Genomic DNA, 14,278 nt, shown 5'->3' on the forward strand with positions numbered 1-14,278 from the left:
GGGCTGATCGCTGCAAAGTCGCAGACGAGGTGGCGCTCAGGGGTGTGGGTTTGTCCAGTCAAGTTCAGGCGGTCAATGTTGAGATCTCGGTCGTCCTCGGCCGCGCCTCCCTGCCCATGCAGCAGTTGCTGCGCATGGGCCGCGGGGCGGTGATTCCCCTCGACGCCACAGTCAACGAAGAGGTCTGGATTCTGGCCAACAATCATCCGGTCGCCCGGGGGGAAATCCAGATCAGCGACGATAAGATCGCAATCGCCGTCACCCGCGGAGCCAATGTGTTCGACTACATGGCCGGCGGAAGCTAAGCGCGCAAAACTCTCCTTCACAAAGCAGCGGTGGTTTGCTACGCCCCGCGGCTCACCACGAGCGGTCGTGGCGGAATTGGTAGACGCGCAGCGTTGAGGTCGCTGTGGGGCAACCCGTGGAAGTTCGAGTCTTCTCGACCGCACCAGTGAACCAGGAACAGCAGACGCGATAGGTTTCGTTACGCAGGGCAGGGGAGGGCGCGATGAGCCGTGAACAGGCCGACCCTGCCGCTGATATCGATCCTGACCGCGATGAGGACCTGGAAGACCTCGCCCTTGGCGAGGACTATGCGCTTAATCCGCAGTTCGTCTCCATGGTCGTGGATGCGGCTGACCGGGGCGACTCCGATCGCCTGCGCGACCTGCTTAGCGCCCTGCATCCGGCCGATGTCGCTGATCTGATCGGCTTTCTGGCCCCGGCGGATCGGCAGGAGATCCTTCCGCATCTGGATCCCGAGGCCCTGGCGGAAATCCTCTCGGAGCTGGACTACGAGATCCGGGAAGAAATTCTTGAAGCTGTGGCCCCCGATACCCTGGCCAGGGCGCTCAGTGAGCTGGATTCCGATGACGCGGCCGATGTGGTGGAGGACCTTGAGCCCGAGAAGCGGGCCGAGGTTCTTGCCGCTTTGCCCGAAGGCGAACGCGCCGCCATCGAGAGCGCGCTCTCCTATGGGGAGGAGACCGCCGGTCGCCTGATGCAGCGCGAGGTCGTGGCCGCGCCGCAGTTCTGGACGGTGGGCCAGGCTATCGACCACTTCCGTCAGGAAGCCGATGACCTCCCTGAGCTGTTCTTCGATATCTATGTGGTCGACCCCGCCTTTCGGCCTGTCGGCGCGGTGCCCACCAGCACCCTGCTGCGGGCCAAGCGCGATGTGCCGCTGGCCCAGATCATGGAGCCCCTCTCTGAAATCCCCGTGGATATGGACCAGGAAGAGGTGGCCTATATCTTCGACAAGTACCACCTGATCTCGGCCCCGGTGGTCGAGCCGGGGGGGCGTCTGGTGGGTCAGATCACCGTCGATGACATTGTCGGGGTCATCCATGAAGAGAGCCGCGAGGACATTCTTGCCCTGGCTGGCGTCTCCGACAGCGGTCGGCATGGGGGCATCTGGGACATGGTCGCTTCGCGCCTGCCATGGTTGCTGCTCAACACATTGACCGCCGCCCTGGCTGTCAGCGTCATTCAGGCCTTTGAGGCCCAGATCGCCCAGGTGGTAACCCTGGCTGTCCTGATGCCCATTGTGGCCTCCTTAGGGGGGAATGGGGCGACCCAGAGTCTGACCGTGGCCGTGCGCGCCCTCGCCAGTCGTGAACTCTCGGCGGTCAACGCCGTTCGGACAGTAAGCCGTGAAATGGTTGTGGGCCTGGTCAATGGCGTGGTTCTGGCCGCTGTCACGGGATTGGCCATCTACCTGCTGTTTGGGGACCTGAGGCTCACCATCGCCTTTGCCGCCGCCCTGGTGATCAACATGTTCGTCGCCGCCGTGGCTGGTGCGCTCGTACCCCTGGCGCTGGAGCGCATGGGCCGCGATCCGGCGGTGTCGTCTGCTGTCTTTGTGACCTTCGTCACCGACTTCACAGGTTTTTTCGCCTTCCTGGGGATTGCCGCGCTGATCCTGTTGTAAGCGGCCCTTATCTTGCGGAGTGAGGCTCGGACCCCGTGTTCTTGTCTCAACATGGATCAGGACGGCCATGAAACCGCGTCACCGGATATCCCGCGCAGCGATCGAACTGATCAAGCGCTTCGAAGGCTACCGGGCTAAGGCCGCAAAGCTGGCGGACGGTCGCTGGACCATCGGGTACGGCCACACCCAGACAGCCCGAGAGGGTGCGGAGGTCTCTGAACAGGACGCCGAAGCGCTGCTGCTCTACGACCTGATCGCGGTCGCATACCTGGTCAACGAGATCACTTACGCCCCCCTGACCCAGAACCAGTTCGACGCGCTCTGCTGCTTTGCCTTCAACATTGGCCTGGACAACTTCCGGCGTTCCTCGGTGCTGCGCCGGATCAATGAGGGCCAGCTGCTTCAGGCGGCCTGCGCCATGGAGCTTTGGCGCAAGGCTGACTTCGAGGGCGAGCGCATCGTCATCGATGCCCTGGTCCGTCGCCGCGCCGCTGAGAAGACCCTGTTCCTGACCCCCATGGATGGCTGGGTGCCAGCCCCATCGCCCATTCTGCGCCCCAATATCGACGCGGACATCGCTGGCGTTGTGCCCCGCGAGACACCGCTTGCCCTACGTGCGGCGCTGGATGGCGTAGACGCGGTGGCCGAACGTGATCCGGCTGCGACACCGCTCAAGCCCGTGCCCCCTGAAGAGGAGGCTGCGGTCCCCAGTCCTGCCCAGGCTGCGGCTGCGGCTGTGAGCTATCGCCTAGCCTCGATCTTCCGTGATGAGCCCGCCAACATCGAAGCTGAATCTGACGCTACGATTGAGGCTGACGCCGACGTCGGCGCTCAGCCGGAGAGCGAGGCCGACGGCCAGATCGAGAATGAGGCCGTCCTGACAACGGTCACGGCTATTGCCTCACCGATGGCAGTCGAGTCGGCGATCTCAAGCTCGGATGACCTGCCGGCGTCGACGACGTCTGCCGAGATGACGCCTCCGTCTCAGGCTGTGGTCGCCCCCGAGCTGCCGCGGACCATGATGTCGCCGGTCTGGGGCGGCACAGTGGGGCTGATTGGCGGTGGCGCCGAGCGGGCCTTTGTCCTGACGCCTCCCGATGAGGCCTTCGATATCCCGCCTGTGGCCTCAACCTTGGAGCTGCCCGCCGTTTCGGCCCCGATCCAGGCGGCCAACGATCCGCTGGAAGCCCCCGTGGCCCCACCGGAGGCTCAGCCCGTTGTGGACGCCCCGCCGCGGATCCTGATCGACGACACCCTGGAGGAGCCCTCCAGCTTCACGTTCGAACCCGACCAGCCGCGGGTAAATCGGGGGGATCTGAGTGCGCTTTTGACCTTGGCCGGCGCGGGTCTGGCGTTGTTTGCAGGCGGTCTGTTCTGGGCGTTCAATGCCCGTGTCGCCGAGGGCGGCCTGCTCAGCCCTCTCACGGTCGGGTGGATCGCCGGCATCGCTGGGGTCGGCTTCTTCGGGGTTGCCGCCTATCTGGTTCTCCAGCGCCTGGGGGGCGAAGACGATCCCGATGACCTGGACGACCCGCGGAACTGATGGCCCGCGGAACTGATGGCAGGGCGCATCCTCCAAGGGTCGGGCCAGACAGCCTAGCTTGAGATCTGGCACGATTGGCCCCTCGCGGGGTCAGGCGACCCGTGATAGCCGTTCCTGTATGACGACCTTTTCTGGCCCTTCGCTTGAATTTGGTCTCGGCGATGTTGCCGATGCCATCCGAGACACCACCGCACGGTTTGCCGCCGCGGAGATCGCGCCCCGGGCAGCCGAAATTGATGCCACCAACACCTTTCCCCGGGATCTTTGGCCCCAGATGGGGGTGCTTGGCCTGCACGGGATCACGGTGGAGGAAGCCTATGGCGGCCTGGGCCTGGGCTATCTGGAACATGTGGTGGCCATGGAAGAGGTCAGTCGGGCCTCTGCCTCAGTGGGCCTGTCCTATGGCGCGCACTCCAATCTCTGCGTGAACCAGATCCGCCGGTGGGGCTCTGAGGCGCAGAAGCAGCGCTATCTCCCCCGGTTGATCAGCGGCGAACATGTGGGTGCCCTGGCCATGAGCGAGGCTGGGGCCGGCTCTGATGTGGTCTCCATGCGCCTGCGCGCCGAGCGTCAGGGCGACCGCTATGTGCTGAACGGAACCAAGTTCTGGATCACCAATGGCCCCCACGCCGATGTGCTTGTGGTCTATGCCAAAACCGACCCTGAGGCGGCGGGCCGGTCCATCACCGCCTTCCTCATCGAGAAGGACTTCCAGGGGTTCCGTTGCGCCCAGAAGCTGGACAAGCTCGGCATGCGCGGGTCCGACACCGGCGAGCTGGTGTTTGAAGACTGTGAAGTGCCCGAGGAGAATGTGTTGGGCCCCCTTCATGGGGGTGTGGGCGTCCTGATGAGCGGCCTGGACTATGAGCGGGCGGTTCTGGCGGGCGGCCCCCTTGGGATCATGCAGGCCTGTCTGGACGCGGTGCTGCCCTATGTCCGCGAACGCAAACAGTTCGGCGCGCCCATCGGCTCTTTCCAGCTGATGCAGGCCAAGGTGGCCGACATGTACGTGGCCCTGAACTCAGCCAGGGCCTATGTCTATGCGGTGGCGCGGGCCTGCGACGCCGGGCGCACCACCCGGTTTGATGCCGCGGGCGCCATCCTCATGGCCTCTGAAAACGCCGTCAAATGCAGTCTTGAGGCGATCCAGGCCCTAGGGGGGGCGGGCTACACCCGGGACTATCCCGTGGAGCGGCTCCTGCGGGATGCCAAGCTCTATGACATCGGGGCGGGCACCAATGAGATCCGCCGTTTCCTGATCGGCCGTGAACTCATCGGCGGCTGATGGGTGCATTGAATATTGATATAATATAACGCCATCTTATGCTCTTATCACGCTTTTGGGGGCGAGCATGCGAAACATCACTGTCCTGATCCTGGCCGGCGCTCTGGGGTTCGCCAGTCCCGTCATGGCCCAGCACGGCCACGCCGCGACTGAGAAATCTATCGAAATGAACCAGGCCTGGAGCGAGCAGGTCGCGGCTGTGGCAGGCGCGGCGGCGCGGTTTGAGTCGCCGAACCGTGAGGTCATTGCCCGCCGAGACGCCATTGTCGCGGCCATGGACCTGAAGCCTGGGGAGGCTGTGGCCGATGTGGGGGCCGGCACAGGCGCTTATCTCAAAGCCCTGGCCGAGGCGGTCGGATCGGACGGCCATGTCTATGCCGTTGATATCTCGGCACCCTTTGTGGCCCACATGCGCGACCGCGTGGGGACCGAGGGCCTGACCAATGTTTCGGTGATCCTGTCTCGGGTGGATAGCCCGACCCTGCCCCCGGGTGCCCTGGATTCGATTCTGGTGGTCAATACCTTCCATCACTTCGAAGCGCCTGAGGCCATGCTCGGCCATTTTCTTCGCGCCCTGAAGCCAGGCGGCGAACTGGTGATCGTCGACTTTGATCTCGCCGCCGGGCATGCGGGCCACCGGGACGTGGTGGCCTTGGACAAGGCGGGTCATGTCCAGCTGATCGAGGCGCATGGCTTCAGAGTCTTGGAGGATGTCAAAGCGGCAGGCTTGAAGGAGAATTTTCTCCTGAGGTTCGTCCCGCGTTGAAGGCGGCCAAATCCAGGCCTTGTGGTCAGGCCAATCCAGCTTGTGACCAGTCAACGAAGCCGAACTTCGAGTGAACCCAGCACGAAAAAGGGCCGACCCTTAGTCAGGGTCGGCCCTTCCATTGTCGGACCGCAAGTGCGGCGGCCCGCAACCTTAGCAGCGCTTAAGCGCGAACCTCATGGGAGGCCCAGGCCACGGTCACCGACTGCGACAAATGACAATGAGACACTAGGTCACCTCCTTTCAGTTGTTGAAGACTGAATCGAGTATGGGACGAGTTCGCTGCCTTGGCAAACCCATTGCGCCTGCGGCGTATCAGCGCCAGCCGCGAGGGGCGGCCTCCCCTAGGGCCTTGCGCCGTCGAAGCTCGGTGACGGGGGTCTCCAGGCCGTCCAGGGCTTGGCCCATGGCCACATAGCCGGCCGTGACGGCGGGGTCATAGGCTTGCCAGTTGCGGATTTCGACCCCGGTCATATCGGGGGTAACCAAGAGGTCGACGCTCTCCCGCGCTGCCCTCAGGTCTCGACCTGTGGGCACGGTGGCGGCGCGCATAAGCAGGGAGACAATGGGCGGGCCCTGACGCCAGGCGCCGGAGGCAATCCAGCGCAGCACTGAGGCCGGGCGCGCCACATCCCGGGCGGTGATGCTGCGGCCCCGGGTGACATCGACCCCCACCACCGGTCCCAGATGCATGGCGCTCATTACATCGGCCGGGAAGTTGTTCAGAACAGCACCGTCCACCAGGACGTCATCCCCGTGGGTGGCTGGCGGCATGATGCCAGGCAGGGCGATAGACGCACGCAAGGCGTCCACCAGCCGCCCGCTGCGGTGGATCTGGTAGGCACCGGTGGTCAGGTTGGAGGAGACCGCAAAGAAGGGCAGCCACAGATCGGAGATGCTTGTGTCCCCAAAATGCTCATAGAGCCTGGCGCGCACCTTCTCCCCCCGGGTCATGGCCACCAGGGGGAAAGCGATGTCATCCAGGGGACTGGAGGCGACGAAGGCCTCGCGGATCCGGCGGTCAGCCTCTTCGTCGGACCAGCCCATGCCAAGGCCTGCGGCGACAATGGCCCCCATGGAGGCACCGCCGATGAAGTCGATGGGCACGCCCCGTTCCCGCAGAACCCGGATCGCCCCCACGTGGGCATAGGCCCGGGCACCGCCGCCGGACAGAACGAGTCCCACAGATTGTCCGGTCAGCACCCGGGCGAGCCGTGCGGCGTCGGCCTCATCGTCCCGACGCATGTGAAAGAGGCGGGCGGGCTGGGCGGCCTTGACCCAGGCCTCGGAGGTGCGCGGGGCCGGACCATCTCTGGGATGCAGCAGGATCAGGTCAACCAGCTGATGCGCCTGCAGCGGCTGGGCCGGCTGCAGAATGATGTTGGCTGGCGGTTGGGCGGCGGCCTTGCCGATGCGGAACAGACGGTCGACCTGCCGGGCCACCACCGCCCGCCAGCCCAGGTCCTGCCCCTCGGCGGCATAGAGGACGAAGTCGTGGGTCCGCTCGACCTCGGAGTACCATTCGGTGGGCGCCATGGCCGCTTCAGACCCCACTACCGTGACGCTGTAGCCCTGGCGCATCATGTGTCGGGCGATGCGATCCACCAGGGGACGAACGGCGACCGGCTCGCCGACAGTCACGAAGCCATAGACCGACGGCTCTGTCCCGGAGGCCCGGTGGGTCTGGCGGCGCCCCCGGCGCACGATCAGCTGGGCCAGCTCCAGCATGACCGCGGGATCCTCCTCTGCCGCCTCCAGGAACAGGTCCCGGGGCAGGGCGAAGACCTCAGAGTCTCGCAGAGCAACCACCCGCGCCGTGTGGGGGGTGCCCGACAAAAGGGACATTTCCCCGGCCGGCTCTCCGGGGCGGATCACCCCCAGGAATTCCGCCTCCTGGCCTTCCTCTTTCCGAAAGGCACCCAGGCGTCCTGCGCGCAGAAAATAGAGATTGTCAGCGGCCTCGCCGGGCTCGAACAGAACCCCACCCCCGGGGAGCGAAAACCACGTGGCGTCACCCTCCAACTGTTCATTGAAGAACAGCTGGGCGAGGGCGCTATCACTGGGAAGATTCGGCAGCCTGGCCACAATCGCGGAGCCTAGCGCGCAACAGCGTGCGGGGCTATGCCATGCATATGACGAGGCTGACTTCCTCCATCGACCCAAGTTCCGAGGCATTTCAGACCCAGGCGCAGCACAATCGCGGCCTGGTCGACCAACTTCGGGCCAAGGTGGCGCAAGCTGCCCTAGGGGGGCCGGCGGCCGCCCGTGAGCGGCACGAATCGCGGGGCAAGCTCCTGCCGCGTGACCGGGTGATGCGGCTGCTGGATCCTGGCGCGCCATTCCTCGAGGTTGGTGCCCTGGCGGCCCATGGCCTCTATGACGACGAGGCACCCGGCGCTGGCGTCATTGCGGGGATCGGGCGGGTCTCAGGACGTGAGGTGATGATCCTCGCCAACGACGCCACGGTGAAGGGGGGTGCCTATTTCCCGATGACCGTGAAGAAGCATCTGCGGGCCCAGGAGATCGCCCTGCAGAACCGTCTACCCTGCATCTATCTGGTGGACTCCGGCGGGGCCAATCTGCCCCATCAGGCCGAGGTGTTTCCCGACCGGGACCACTTTGGGCGGATCTTCTTCAATCAGGCCCAGATGAGCGCCGCCGGCATCGCCCAGATCGCCTGCGTCATGGGCTCCTGCACCGCCGGCGGGGCCTATGTGCCGGCCATGTCCGACGAAACCGTGATTGTCCGGGGGCAGGGGACCATCTTCCTCGGCGGGCCGCCCCTGGTGAAGGCGGCCACGGGCGAGGTCATCAGCGCCGAAGAGCTAGGCGGTGCCGACACCCATGGCCGCCGCTCCGGCGTGGTCGACCATGTGGCCGAGAACGACGAGCACGCCCTGACCATTGTCCGCTCCATCGTGGCTAACCTGAACACCACAAAGACCCACGAGATGACCCTGGCTGAGCCTAGGCTGCCGGCCTTTGACCCTGAAGAGCTCTACGGGATCATCCCCAGTGACGTGCGCGCGCCCTATGACGTGCGCGAGGTCATCGCGCGGCTGGTGGACGGATCGGACTTCGATGAGTTCAAGGCGCTCTATGGAACGACCCTGGTCTGCGGCTTTGCTCGCATCTGGGGCTATCCCGTCGCCATTCTGGCCAATAATGGCGTGCTGTTCTCCGAAAGCGCGCTGAAGGGGGCCCACTTCATAGAACTGGCCTGTAAGCGCAAGATTCCGCTGGTTTTCCTGCAGAACATCTCAGGCTTCATGGTTGGTGGTCGCTATGAGGCTGGCGGCATCGCCAAGGACGGTGCCAAGCTGGTCACAGCGGTGGCCTGCGCTGAGGTTCCCAAGTTCACGGTCCTGATCGGCGGCTCCTTTGGGGCCGGCAACTATGGCATGTGCGGCAGGGCCTATTCTCCGCGCTTCCTCTGGAGCTGGCCCAACAGCCGCATCAGCGTCATGGGTGGCGAGCAGGCCGCCAGCGTGCTGGCCACCATCCGTCGGGACGGGCTGGAGGCCCGCGGCGAGTCCTGGTCCGACGAGGACGAAGCCGCCTTCAAGGCCCCGGTACGCGATCGCTATGAGACCGAAGGTGACCCCTATTTCGCCACTGCCCGACTGTGGGATGATGGGGTGATAGATCCGGCCCAGACCCGCGACGTGCTGGGTTTGTCGATTTCTGCGGCGCTCAATGCGCCAGTACCCGAGACGCGCTTTGGCGTCTTCCGCATGTGACGGAGCCTTGATCCCATGAGCCATCCCATCGCCGATCCCCTGGTGGAAGGCCTCGACACCGACGCCACCTCGCCCCTGGTGCGGCTGGAGGCGACCCTTGAGGGGGTGGCCATCGTCACCATCAACCGCCCAGACCGCCGTAACGCCTTTGATGCAGCGCTGATCGCCGCCCTGTCGGAAACCTTCGAGACCCTGCACGGTGCCGAACATGTGCGCCTGGTGTTCCTCCGCGGGGCTGGCGGCATGTTCTGCGCCGGTGCCGACCTGGAGTGGATGCGGGCGGCGGCAGGCCATACTGAGGATGACAACCGTCTAGACGCCATGGCCATGGCGAAGATGTTCAAGCTGTTGCGGGACATCCCGGCCCTGACCGTTGCGATGGTTCAAGGGGGCGCCTACGGGGGTGGGGCCGGTCTTGCGGCGGCCTGTGACATGGCTATTGCCACAGCGGACGCGAAGTTCAGCTTTGCCGAGGTCAAGCTTGGCCTCGTGGCCGCCACCATCAGCCCCTATGTGGTTGAGGCGATCGGCCCCCGCACCGCCCGCGCCCTGTTTGCCACCGGCCGCACCTTTGACGCCGCCCATGCCGAGAAGATTGGCCTGGTGACCCAGGTGGTCGCCGATGACGCAGGGCTGGAGGCGGCCATGGCTGCGCTCTCTACTGAGATGATGGCCTGCGGACCCATGGCGGTGATCGAGTCCAAGAAGATCGTCGAATTGGTGGCCTATCAGGAGATCGACCACCGGCTCATGGACGACACCGCCCGGGCCATTGCCCGGATGCGGGTCAGTGAAGAGGGCCAGGAGGGCGTCATGGCCTTCCTCGAAAAGCGCAAGCCCAGCTGGTCTGAATGATCACCAACCTCCTGGTCGCCAATCGCGGCGAGATCGCCCGGCGGATCTTCCGAACGGCGCGCCAGATGGGGCTCGCCACCGTGGCGGTCTATTCGGACGCCGATGCGGGGGCCCTCCATGTGCGCGAGGCTGATCAGGCCGTACGGCTGGGGCCAGCGGCGGCGCGGGAGAGCTATCTCAATGTCGCTGCCGTGCTCGACGCGGCCAGGGCGTCCGGCGCTGATGCGGTGCATCCTGGCTACGGCTTCCTGTCAGAGAACGCGGCGTTCGCCGAGGCGGTGATGGGGGCGGGTCTGGTCTGGGTGGGGCCGCCCCCGGCCGCGATCCGGGCCATGGGCCTGAAGGATGCGGCCAAGGCCCTGATGATTGAGGCGGGCGTGCCGGTCACGCCGGGCTATCACGGGGTAAATCAGGACCCCGCCTTTCTGGCCAGCCAGGCCAAGGCGATCGGCTATCCCATCTTGATCAAGGCTGTGGCCGGCGGTGGCGGCAAGGGCATGCGCAAGGTCGAGGGGCCTGAGGACTTTGCCCAGGCCCTGGGCGCGGCGCAGCGGGAGGCCGCCGGTGCCTTCGGCGATGACCGCGTCCTGCTGGAGACCTATGTCGCCCGGCCGCGGCACATTGAGGTGCAGGTGTTTGGCGACACCCACGGCCAGGTGGTCCATCTGTTCGAGCGCGACTGCTCTCTGCAGCGCCGCCATCAGAAGGTGATCGAGGAGGCCCCGGCGCCCGGCATGACCCCGGACGTGCGTGCCGCTGTCTGCGCCGCCGCGGTCCGCGCGGCCCAGGCTGTGGACTATGTGGGAGCCGGCACGGTGGAGTTTATCGCCGACGCCAGCCAGGGTCTGCGGCCAGACCGCATCTGGTTCATGGAGATGAACACCCGACTGCAGGTCGAGCACCCGGTGACCGAGGCCGTCACGGGCCTGGATCTGGTGGAATGGCAGCTGCGGGTGGCTGCAGGTGAGCCTCTGCCCCTGGGCCAGGATCAGATCACCCTGAACGGCTGGGCCATGGAGGCCAGGCTTTATGCCGAAAACCCGTCGGCGGGCTTTCTGCCCTCCATCGGCGAGCTTGAGCACTTCGTCCTGCCCGACACGGTCCGGGTCGATACTGGTGTTGAGGCCGGCGGTGCCGTCAGCCCGCACTATGATCCGATGATCGCCAAGCTGATCGCCCACGGGCCGACCCGTCAGGTCGCCGCTCGACGGCTGGTCCAGGCCTGCGGCGCGGTCCAGGTCTGGCCGGTGCGAACCAATGCCGGCTTTCTGGCCCGTACGCTTTCCGACGAGGATTTCCTGCGGGGGGAGGTGGATACGGGCTTCATCCCCGCGCGTCAGGCGGCGCTGGCCTCAACGCCGCCGCCGAGCCAGGCCGTGCTGTCGGCCGCCGCTCAGGGCCTGTTGTCCCAGCAGGCCGGCCCGGAGTCTGAGCCGGACAATCCCTGGCGCACGCTGACGGGGTTTCGGCTCAATGCCCCTCCCGAGGCTTCGGTTCGTCTCTATCGTGACGATGGACCGGTGACCGCGCCCTTGGTGGCCGGTCCTCTGTCAGCAGACGTGCTGTTGGCCGCCGATGGATCGATCGTGGTGTTTGAGGCCGGCGAGGCCTTCGCCTTCTCCGGCGATGCTCCGGCCTTTGCGGTGGGCGAGGGGCCTGCCGGCGATGGGGTGGTCATGTCTCCCATGCCGGGCAAGGTGGTCGCCGTGGCGGTAGCGCAGGGTGACACCGTGGTGCGCGGCCAGATCCTGCTCACCCTGGAGGCCATGAAGATGGAACACGCCCTGACGGCAGCCTTTGACGGCGTCGTCGAGGTCCTGTCCGTCGCCGTCGGGGCGCAGGTCAGCGAAGGCGTCGTGCTGGCGCGGCTGACGCCGGCGGCCTAGAGCCCTTCCATGACCGTACATCTGATCAAGCTCGTCGTCGGCTGCGACACCGTGGAGGACCTGCTGGACTGGCATGCCTCCCAGGCCCGCGCCGGCCAGCCCTGGACCCTGCACACCCGGCAGACCCCAAAGCGGGCGGCCGAGTTGACGGACGGCGGGTCCCTCTACCGGGTCTATAAGGGCGTGATCCTGACGCGGCAGCTGATCTTGGATGTGACTACGGTGGGCCAAGGGCAGGATGCCCGCTGTGAAATGGTTCTCGACGAGACCCTCATCCGGGTGGCGCCGACCCCAAGGCGCCCCTTCCAGGGCTGGCGGTATCTGGAGCCCAAGGATGCGCCGCCAGACCTTGAGGGCGAGGGGGGGCTCGACGCCCCGCCGGAACTGGCCCGCCAGCTGCGGGAGGCTGGTCTCTGGTAAGTCTCTAGACGGCCATGTTGTCGATCAGCCGTGTCTTGCCCAGGTGGGCGGCGGCGAAGATCCGGACCTGGCCGTCATAGGGTGGCAGGCCGGCCGGACTGAGGTCATGGATCTGCCGGACCTCGAAATAGTCCACGCGCTGGAAGCCGTGACGTTCAAGGGCTGCCCGGCCGGTGGCCTCGACTTTCTCGACAGAGTCTCCAGCCCTTAGTCGTTCGGCGGCGTCGGCCAGCACCCTGTTCATCATGCCGGCAATGGCCCGTTCCTCGGCGCTGAGATAGGCGTTGCGGGAGGACAGGGCGAGGCCGTCGGTGTCCCGGGCAATAGGAGCGCCGAGAACCTCCACAGGGATATCCAGATCACAGACCAACCGCCGGATCAGCTGCAACTGCTGGAAGTCTTTCTCGCCAAACACCGCTACATCAGGCTGGGCCTGGTTCAGCAGCTTGGCCACCACGGTGGCCACGCCGTCGAAGTGGCCCGGCCGGGCGGCCCCGTCCAAGGGTTCGCTGACGCCGGCGACACGGACCTGGGTGGCGTAACCCTGTGGATAGATCTGGCTGACATCTGGGGCGTAGAGCAGGTCGCAGCCGGCGCTGGCCAATAGAGCGGCGTCCCCGGCCTCATTGCGGGGATAGCGCTCGAAATCTTCATTGGGGCCGAACTGGGTCGGATTGACGAAGATGCTGGCCACGACCCTTTGGGCCCGGGTCCTGGCCAGCCGCACCAGGGACAGGTGCCCTTCATGCAGGGCCCCCATGGTGGGGGTCATGGCCACGGTCTCGCCGGCAGCGCGCCAGGCGCGGACCTGGGCCCGAAGATCAGCAATGCTGCGGACGATCGGCAGGCTCTCGGCGGACATGGGGTCTCCTGCGGCGGAAAACGGGGTCCAGGCTTATGACCGATCCACAGGGGGTGCGTCCATCCGTCCACAGGGCGGACCGCCTGCAAAGTTGACGCAGCGGCCGGCATAAGCGTCTCGTTAACTTCTAGGCCTGCCTGGCCGAATCGATGGAGCAGGACTGATGTCCCAACCCCGTGTGATCGTCGTCGGCAACGAGAAGGGCGGCGCTGGAAAATCCACCATCGCCCTGCATCTCGCCGTGGCCTTGATGTATGGCGGCGCCAAGGTGGCGGTGCTCGACCTGGACCTTCGTCAGCAGTCCCTCGGCCACTTCTTCGCCAGCCGGCGCGCCTGGCTGACGGCCAATGGGGCCGAAGCGCCAATGCCCCTGGAGTTTCCCTTAAGCCCCGACCTGGCCTTGGCCTCGGACGACGTCGCGCTGGAGGCGTTCCAACAGGCCTTCGAGCAGGCCCAGGCCGCAGCGGACGTGGTGCTCATTGACACCCCAGGCGGTGACACAGCGATCTCCCGGGCAGCCCACGGTCTGGCCGACCTGATCGTCACCCCCATGAACGACAGCTTTGTCGACTTTGACATGCTGGGCGTCGTCGATCCCGTCTCCCTCGATCTGAAACGCCCAGGCCTCTATTCCGTGACCGTCTGGGACAGCCGCAAAGCCAGGGCCGTGTCCGATGGCCGCTCCATCGACTGGGTGGTGCTGCGCAACCGTCTGGCGCCCACCGAAGCCCGCAACCGCCGTCGCCTGGACGAGCGGATCAAGGCCCTGTCCCGTCGGGTCGGTTTCCAGGTGGGGCCTGGCCTGCGCGACCGGGTCATCTATCGGGAGCTCTATCCCTTTGGCCTGACCATTGCCGATCTGTCGCCGGCAATCCGGCCTGTGGCCATTTCCCTGCAGCATGTGGCCGCGCGCCAGGAGCTTCGCGCCCTGATTGGCGCTCTGGGGCTTGGTGAGATCACTGGCCAGACCCTTATGGCGGCCGAATAACCC

Annotated in this window: 12 protein-coding genes and 1 tRNA gene; 11 read left to right on the forward strand and 2 right to left on the reverse strand. The window is 65.8% G+C overall.

Going from position 1 to position 14,278, the window contains the following annotated elements:
* Positions 1-29: 29 nt before the first annotated feature.
* The 6 genes from MH112_RS10925 to MH112_RS10950 all read left to right on the forward strand — a co-directional run bounded on the left by MH112_RS10925 (position 30) and on the right by MH112_RS10950 (position 5,524).
* Positions 30-305, forward strand: coding sequence for a FliM/FliN family flagellar motor switch protein (locus MH112_RS10925; RefSeq protein ID WP_296567680.1), 276 nt, complete (start codon positions 30-32; stop codon positions 303-305).
* Positions 306-366: 61 nt separating this feature from the next.
* Positions 367-451: transfer RNA gene (locus MH112_RS10930), tRNA-Leu, on the forward strand.
* A gap of 57 nt (positions 452-508) precedes the next feature.
* The gene (mgtE, locus tag MH112_RS10935; protein WP_296567682.1) at positions 509-1,930 is read left to right on the forward strand and encodes a magnesium transporter; all 1,422 of its coding nucleotides are present in this window, start codon (positions 509-511) and stop codon (positions 1,928-1,930) included.
* A 67-nt stretch (positions 1,931-1,997) separates the two neighbouring features.
* A complete protein-coding gene (locus tag MH112_RS10940; RefSeq protein WP_296567685.1) occupies positions 1,998-3,473 on the forward strand; it encodes a lysozyme in 1,476 nt (491 codons plus the stop codon).
* A 118-nt stretch (positions 3,474-3,591) separates the two neighbouring features.
* Complete coding sequence (locus MH112_RS10945; RefSeq protein ID WP_296567688.1) at positions 3,592-4,758, forward strand: isovaleryl-CoA dehydrogenase; 1,167 nt, start codon at positions 3,592-3,594, stop codon at positions 4,756-4,758.
* Between the two features lie 67 nt (positions 4,759-4,825).
* Complete coding sequence (locus MH112_RS10950; protein ID WP_296567690.1) at positions 4,826-5,524, forward strand: methyltransferase domain-containing protein; 699 nt, start codon at positions 4,826-4,828, stop codon at positions 5,522-5,524.
* A 315-nt stretch (positions 5,525-5,839) separates the two neighbouring features.
* On the opposite strand, the gene MH112_RS10955 is transcribed toward MH112_RS10950, so the two are convergent.
* Positions 5,840-7,609, reverse strand: a complete 1,770-nt coding sequence (locus tag MH112_RS10955; protein WP_296567693.1) for a patatin-like phospholipase family protein — start codon at positions 7,607-7,609, stop codon at positions 5,840-5,842.
* A 47-nt stretch (positions 7,610-7,656) separates the two neighbouring features.
* On the opposite strand from MH112_RS10955, the gene MH112_RS10960 reads away from it, so the two are divergent.
* Genes MH112_RS10960 through MH112_RS10975 form a run of 4 tightly spaced genes read left to right on the forward strand, consistent with a single transcriptional unit; the run spans position 7,657 to position 12,425 of the window.
* The gene (locus MH112_RS10960) at positions 7,657-9,264 is read left to right on the forward strand and encodes a carboxyl transferase domain-containing protein (protein ID WP_296567695.1); all 1,608 of its coding nucleotides are present in this window, start codon (positions 7,657-7,659) and stop codon (positions 9,262-9,264) included.
* A gap of 15 nt (positions 9,265-9,279) precedes the next feature.
* Positions 9,280-10,119: an enoyl-CoA hydratase-related protein gene (locus MH112_RS10965; RefSeq protein ID WP_296567698.1), complete on the forward strand. Its 840-nt coding sequence runs from the start codon at positions 9,280-9,282 to the stop codon at positions 10,117-10,119.
* Positions 10,116-12,005, forward strand: coding sequence for an acetyl/propionyl/methylcrotonyl-CoA carboxylase subunit alpha (locus MH112_RS10970; protein ID WP_296567703.1), 1,890 nt, complete (start codon positions 10,116-10,118; stop codon positions 12,003-12,005). Before MH112_RS10965 ends, MH112_RS10970 begins: the two co-directional genes overlap by 4 nt.
* Before the next feature lie 9 nt (positions 12,006-12,014).
* Positions 12,015-12,425: a DUF1489 domain-containing protein gene (locus tag MH112_RS10975; protein WP_296567705.1), complete on the forward strand. Its 411-nt coding sequence runs from the start codon at positions 12,015-12,017 to the stop codon at positions 12,423-12,425.
* A gap of 4 nt (positions 12,426-12,429) precedes the next feature.
* Here MH112_RS10975 and panC read toward each other — a convergent pair whose 3' ends face one another.
* Positions 12,430-13,287 (reverse strand): pantoate--beta-alanine ligase, encoded by an 858-nt coding sequence (gene panC, locus MH112_RS10980; protein ID WP_296567707.1) that lies wholly within the window; start codon positions 13,285-13,287, stop codon positions 12,430-12,432.
* A gap of 163 nt (positions 13,288-13,450) precedes the next feature.
* On the opposite strand from panC, the gene MH112_RS10985 reads away from it, so the two are divergent.
* Positions 13,451-14,275, forward strand: coding sequence for a division plane positioning ATPase MipZ (locus MH112_RS10985; protein ID WP_296567710.1), 825 nt, complete (start codon positions 13,451-13,453; stop codon positions 14,273-14,275).
* Positions 14,276-14,278: the final 3 nt, after the last annotated feature.

Source organism: Phenylobacterium sp., assembly GCF_022402485.1.
Lineage (GTDB): Bacteria > Pseudomonadota > Alphaproteobacteria > Caulobacterales > Caulobacteraceae > Phenylobacterium.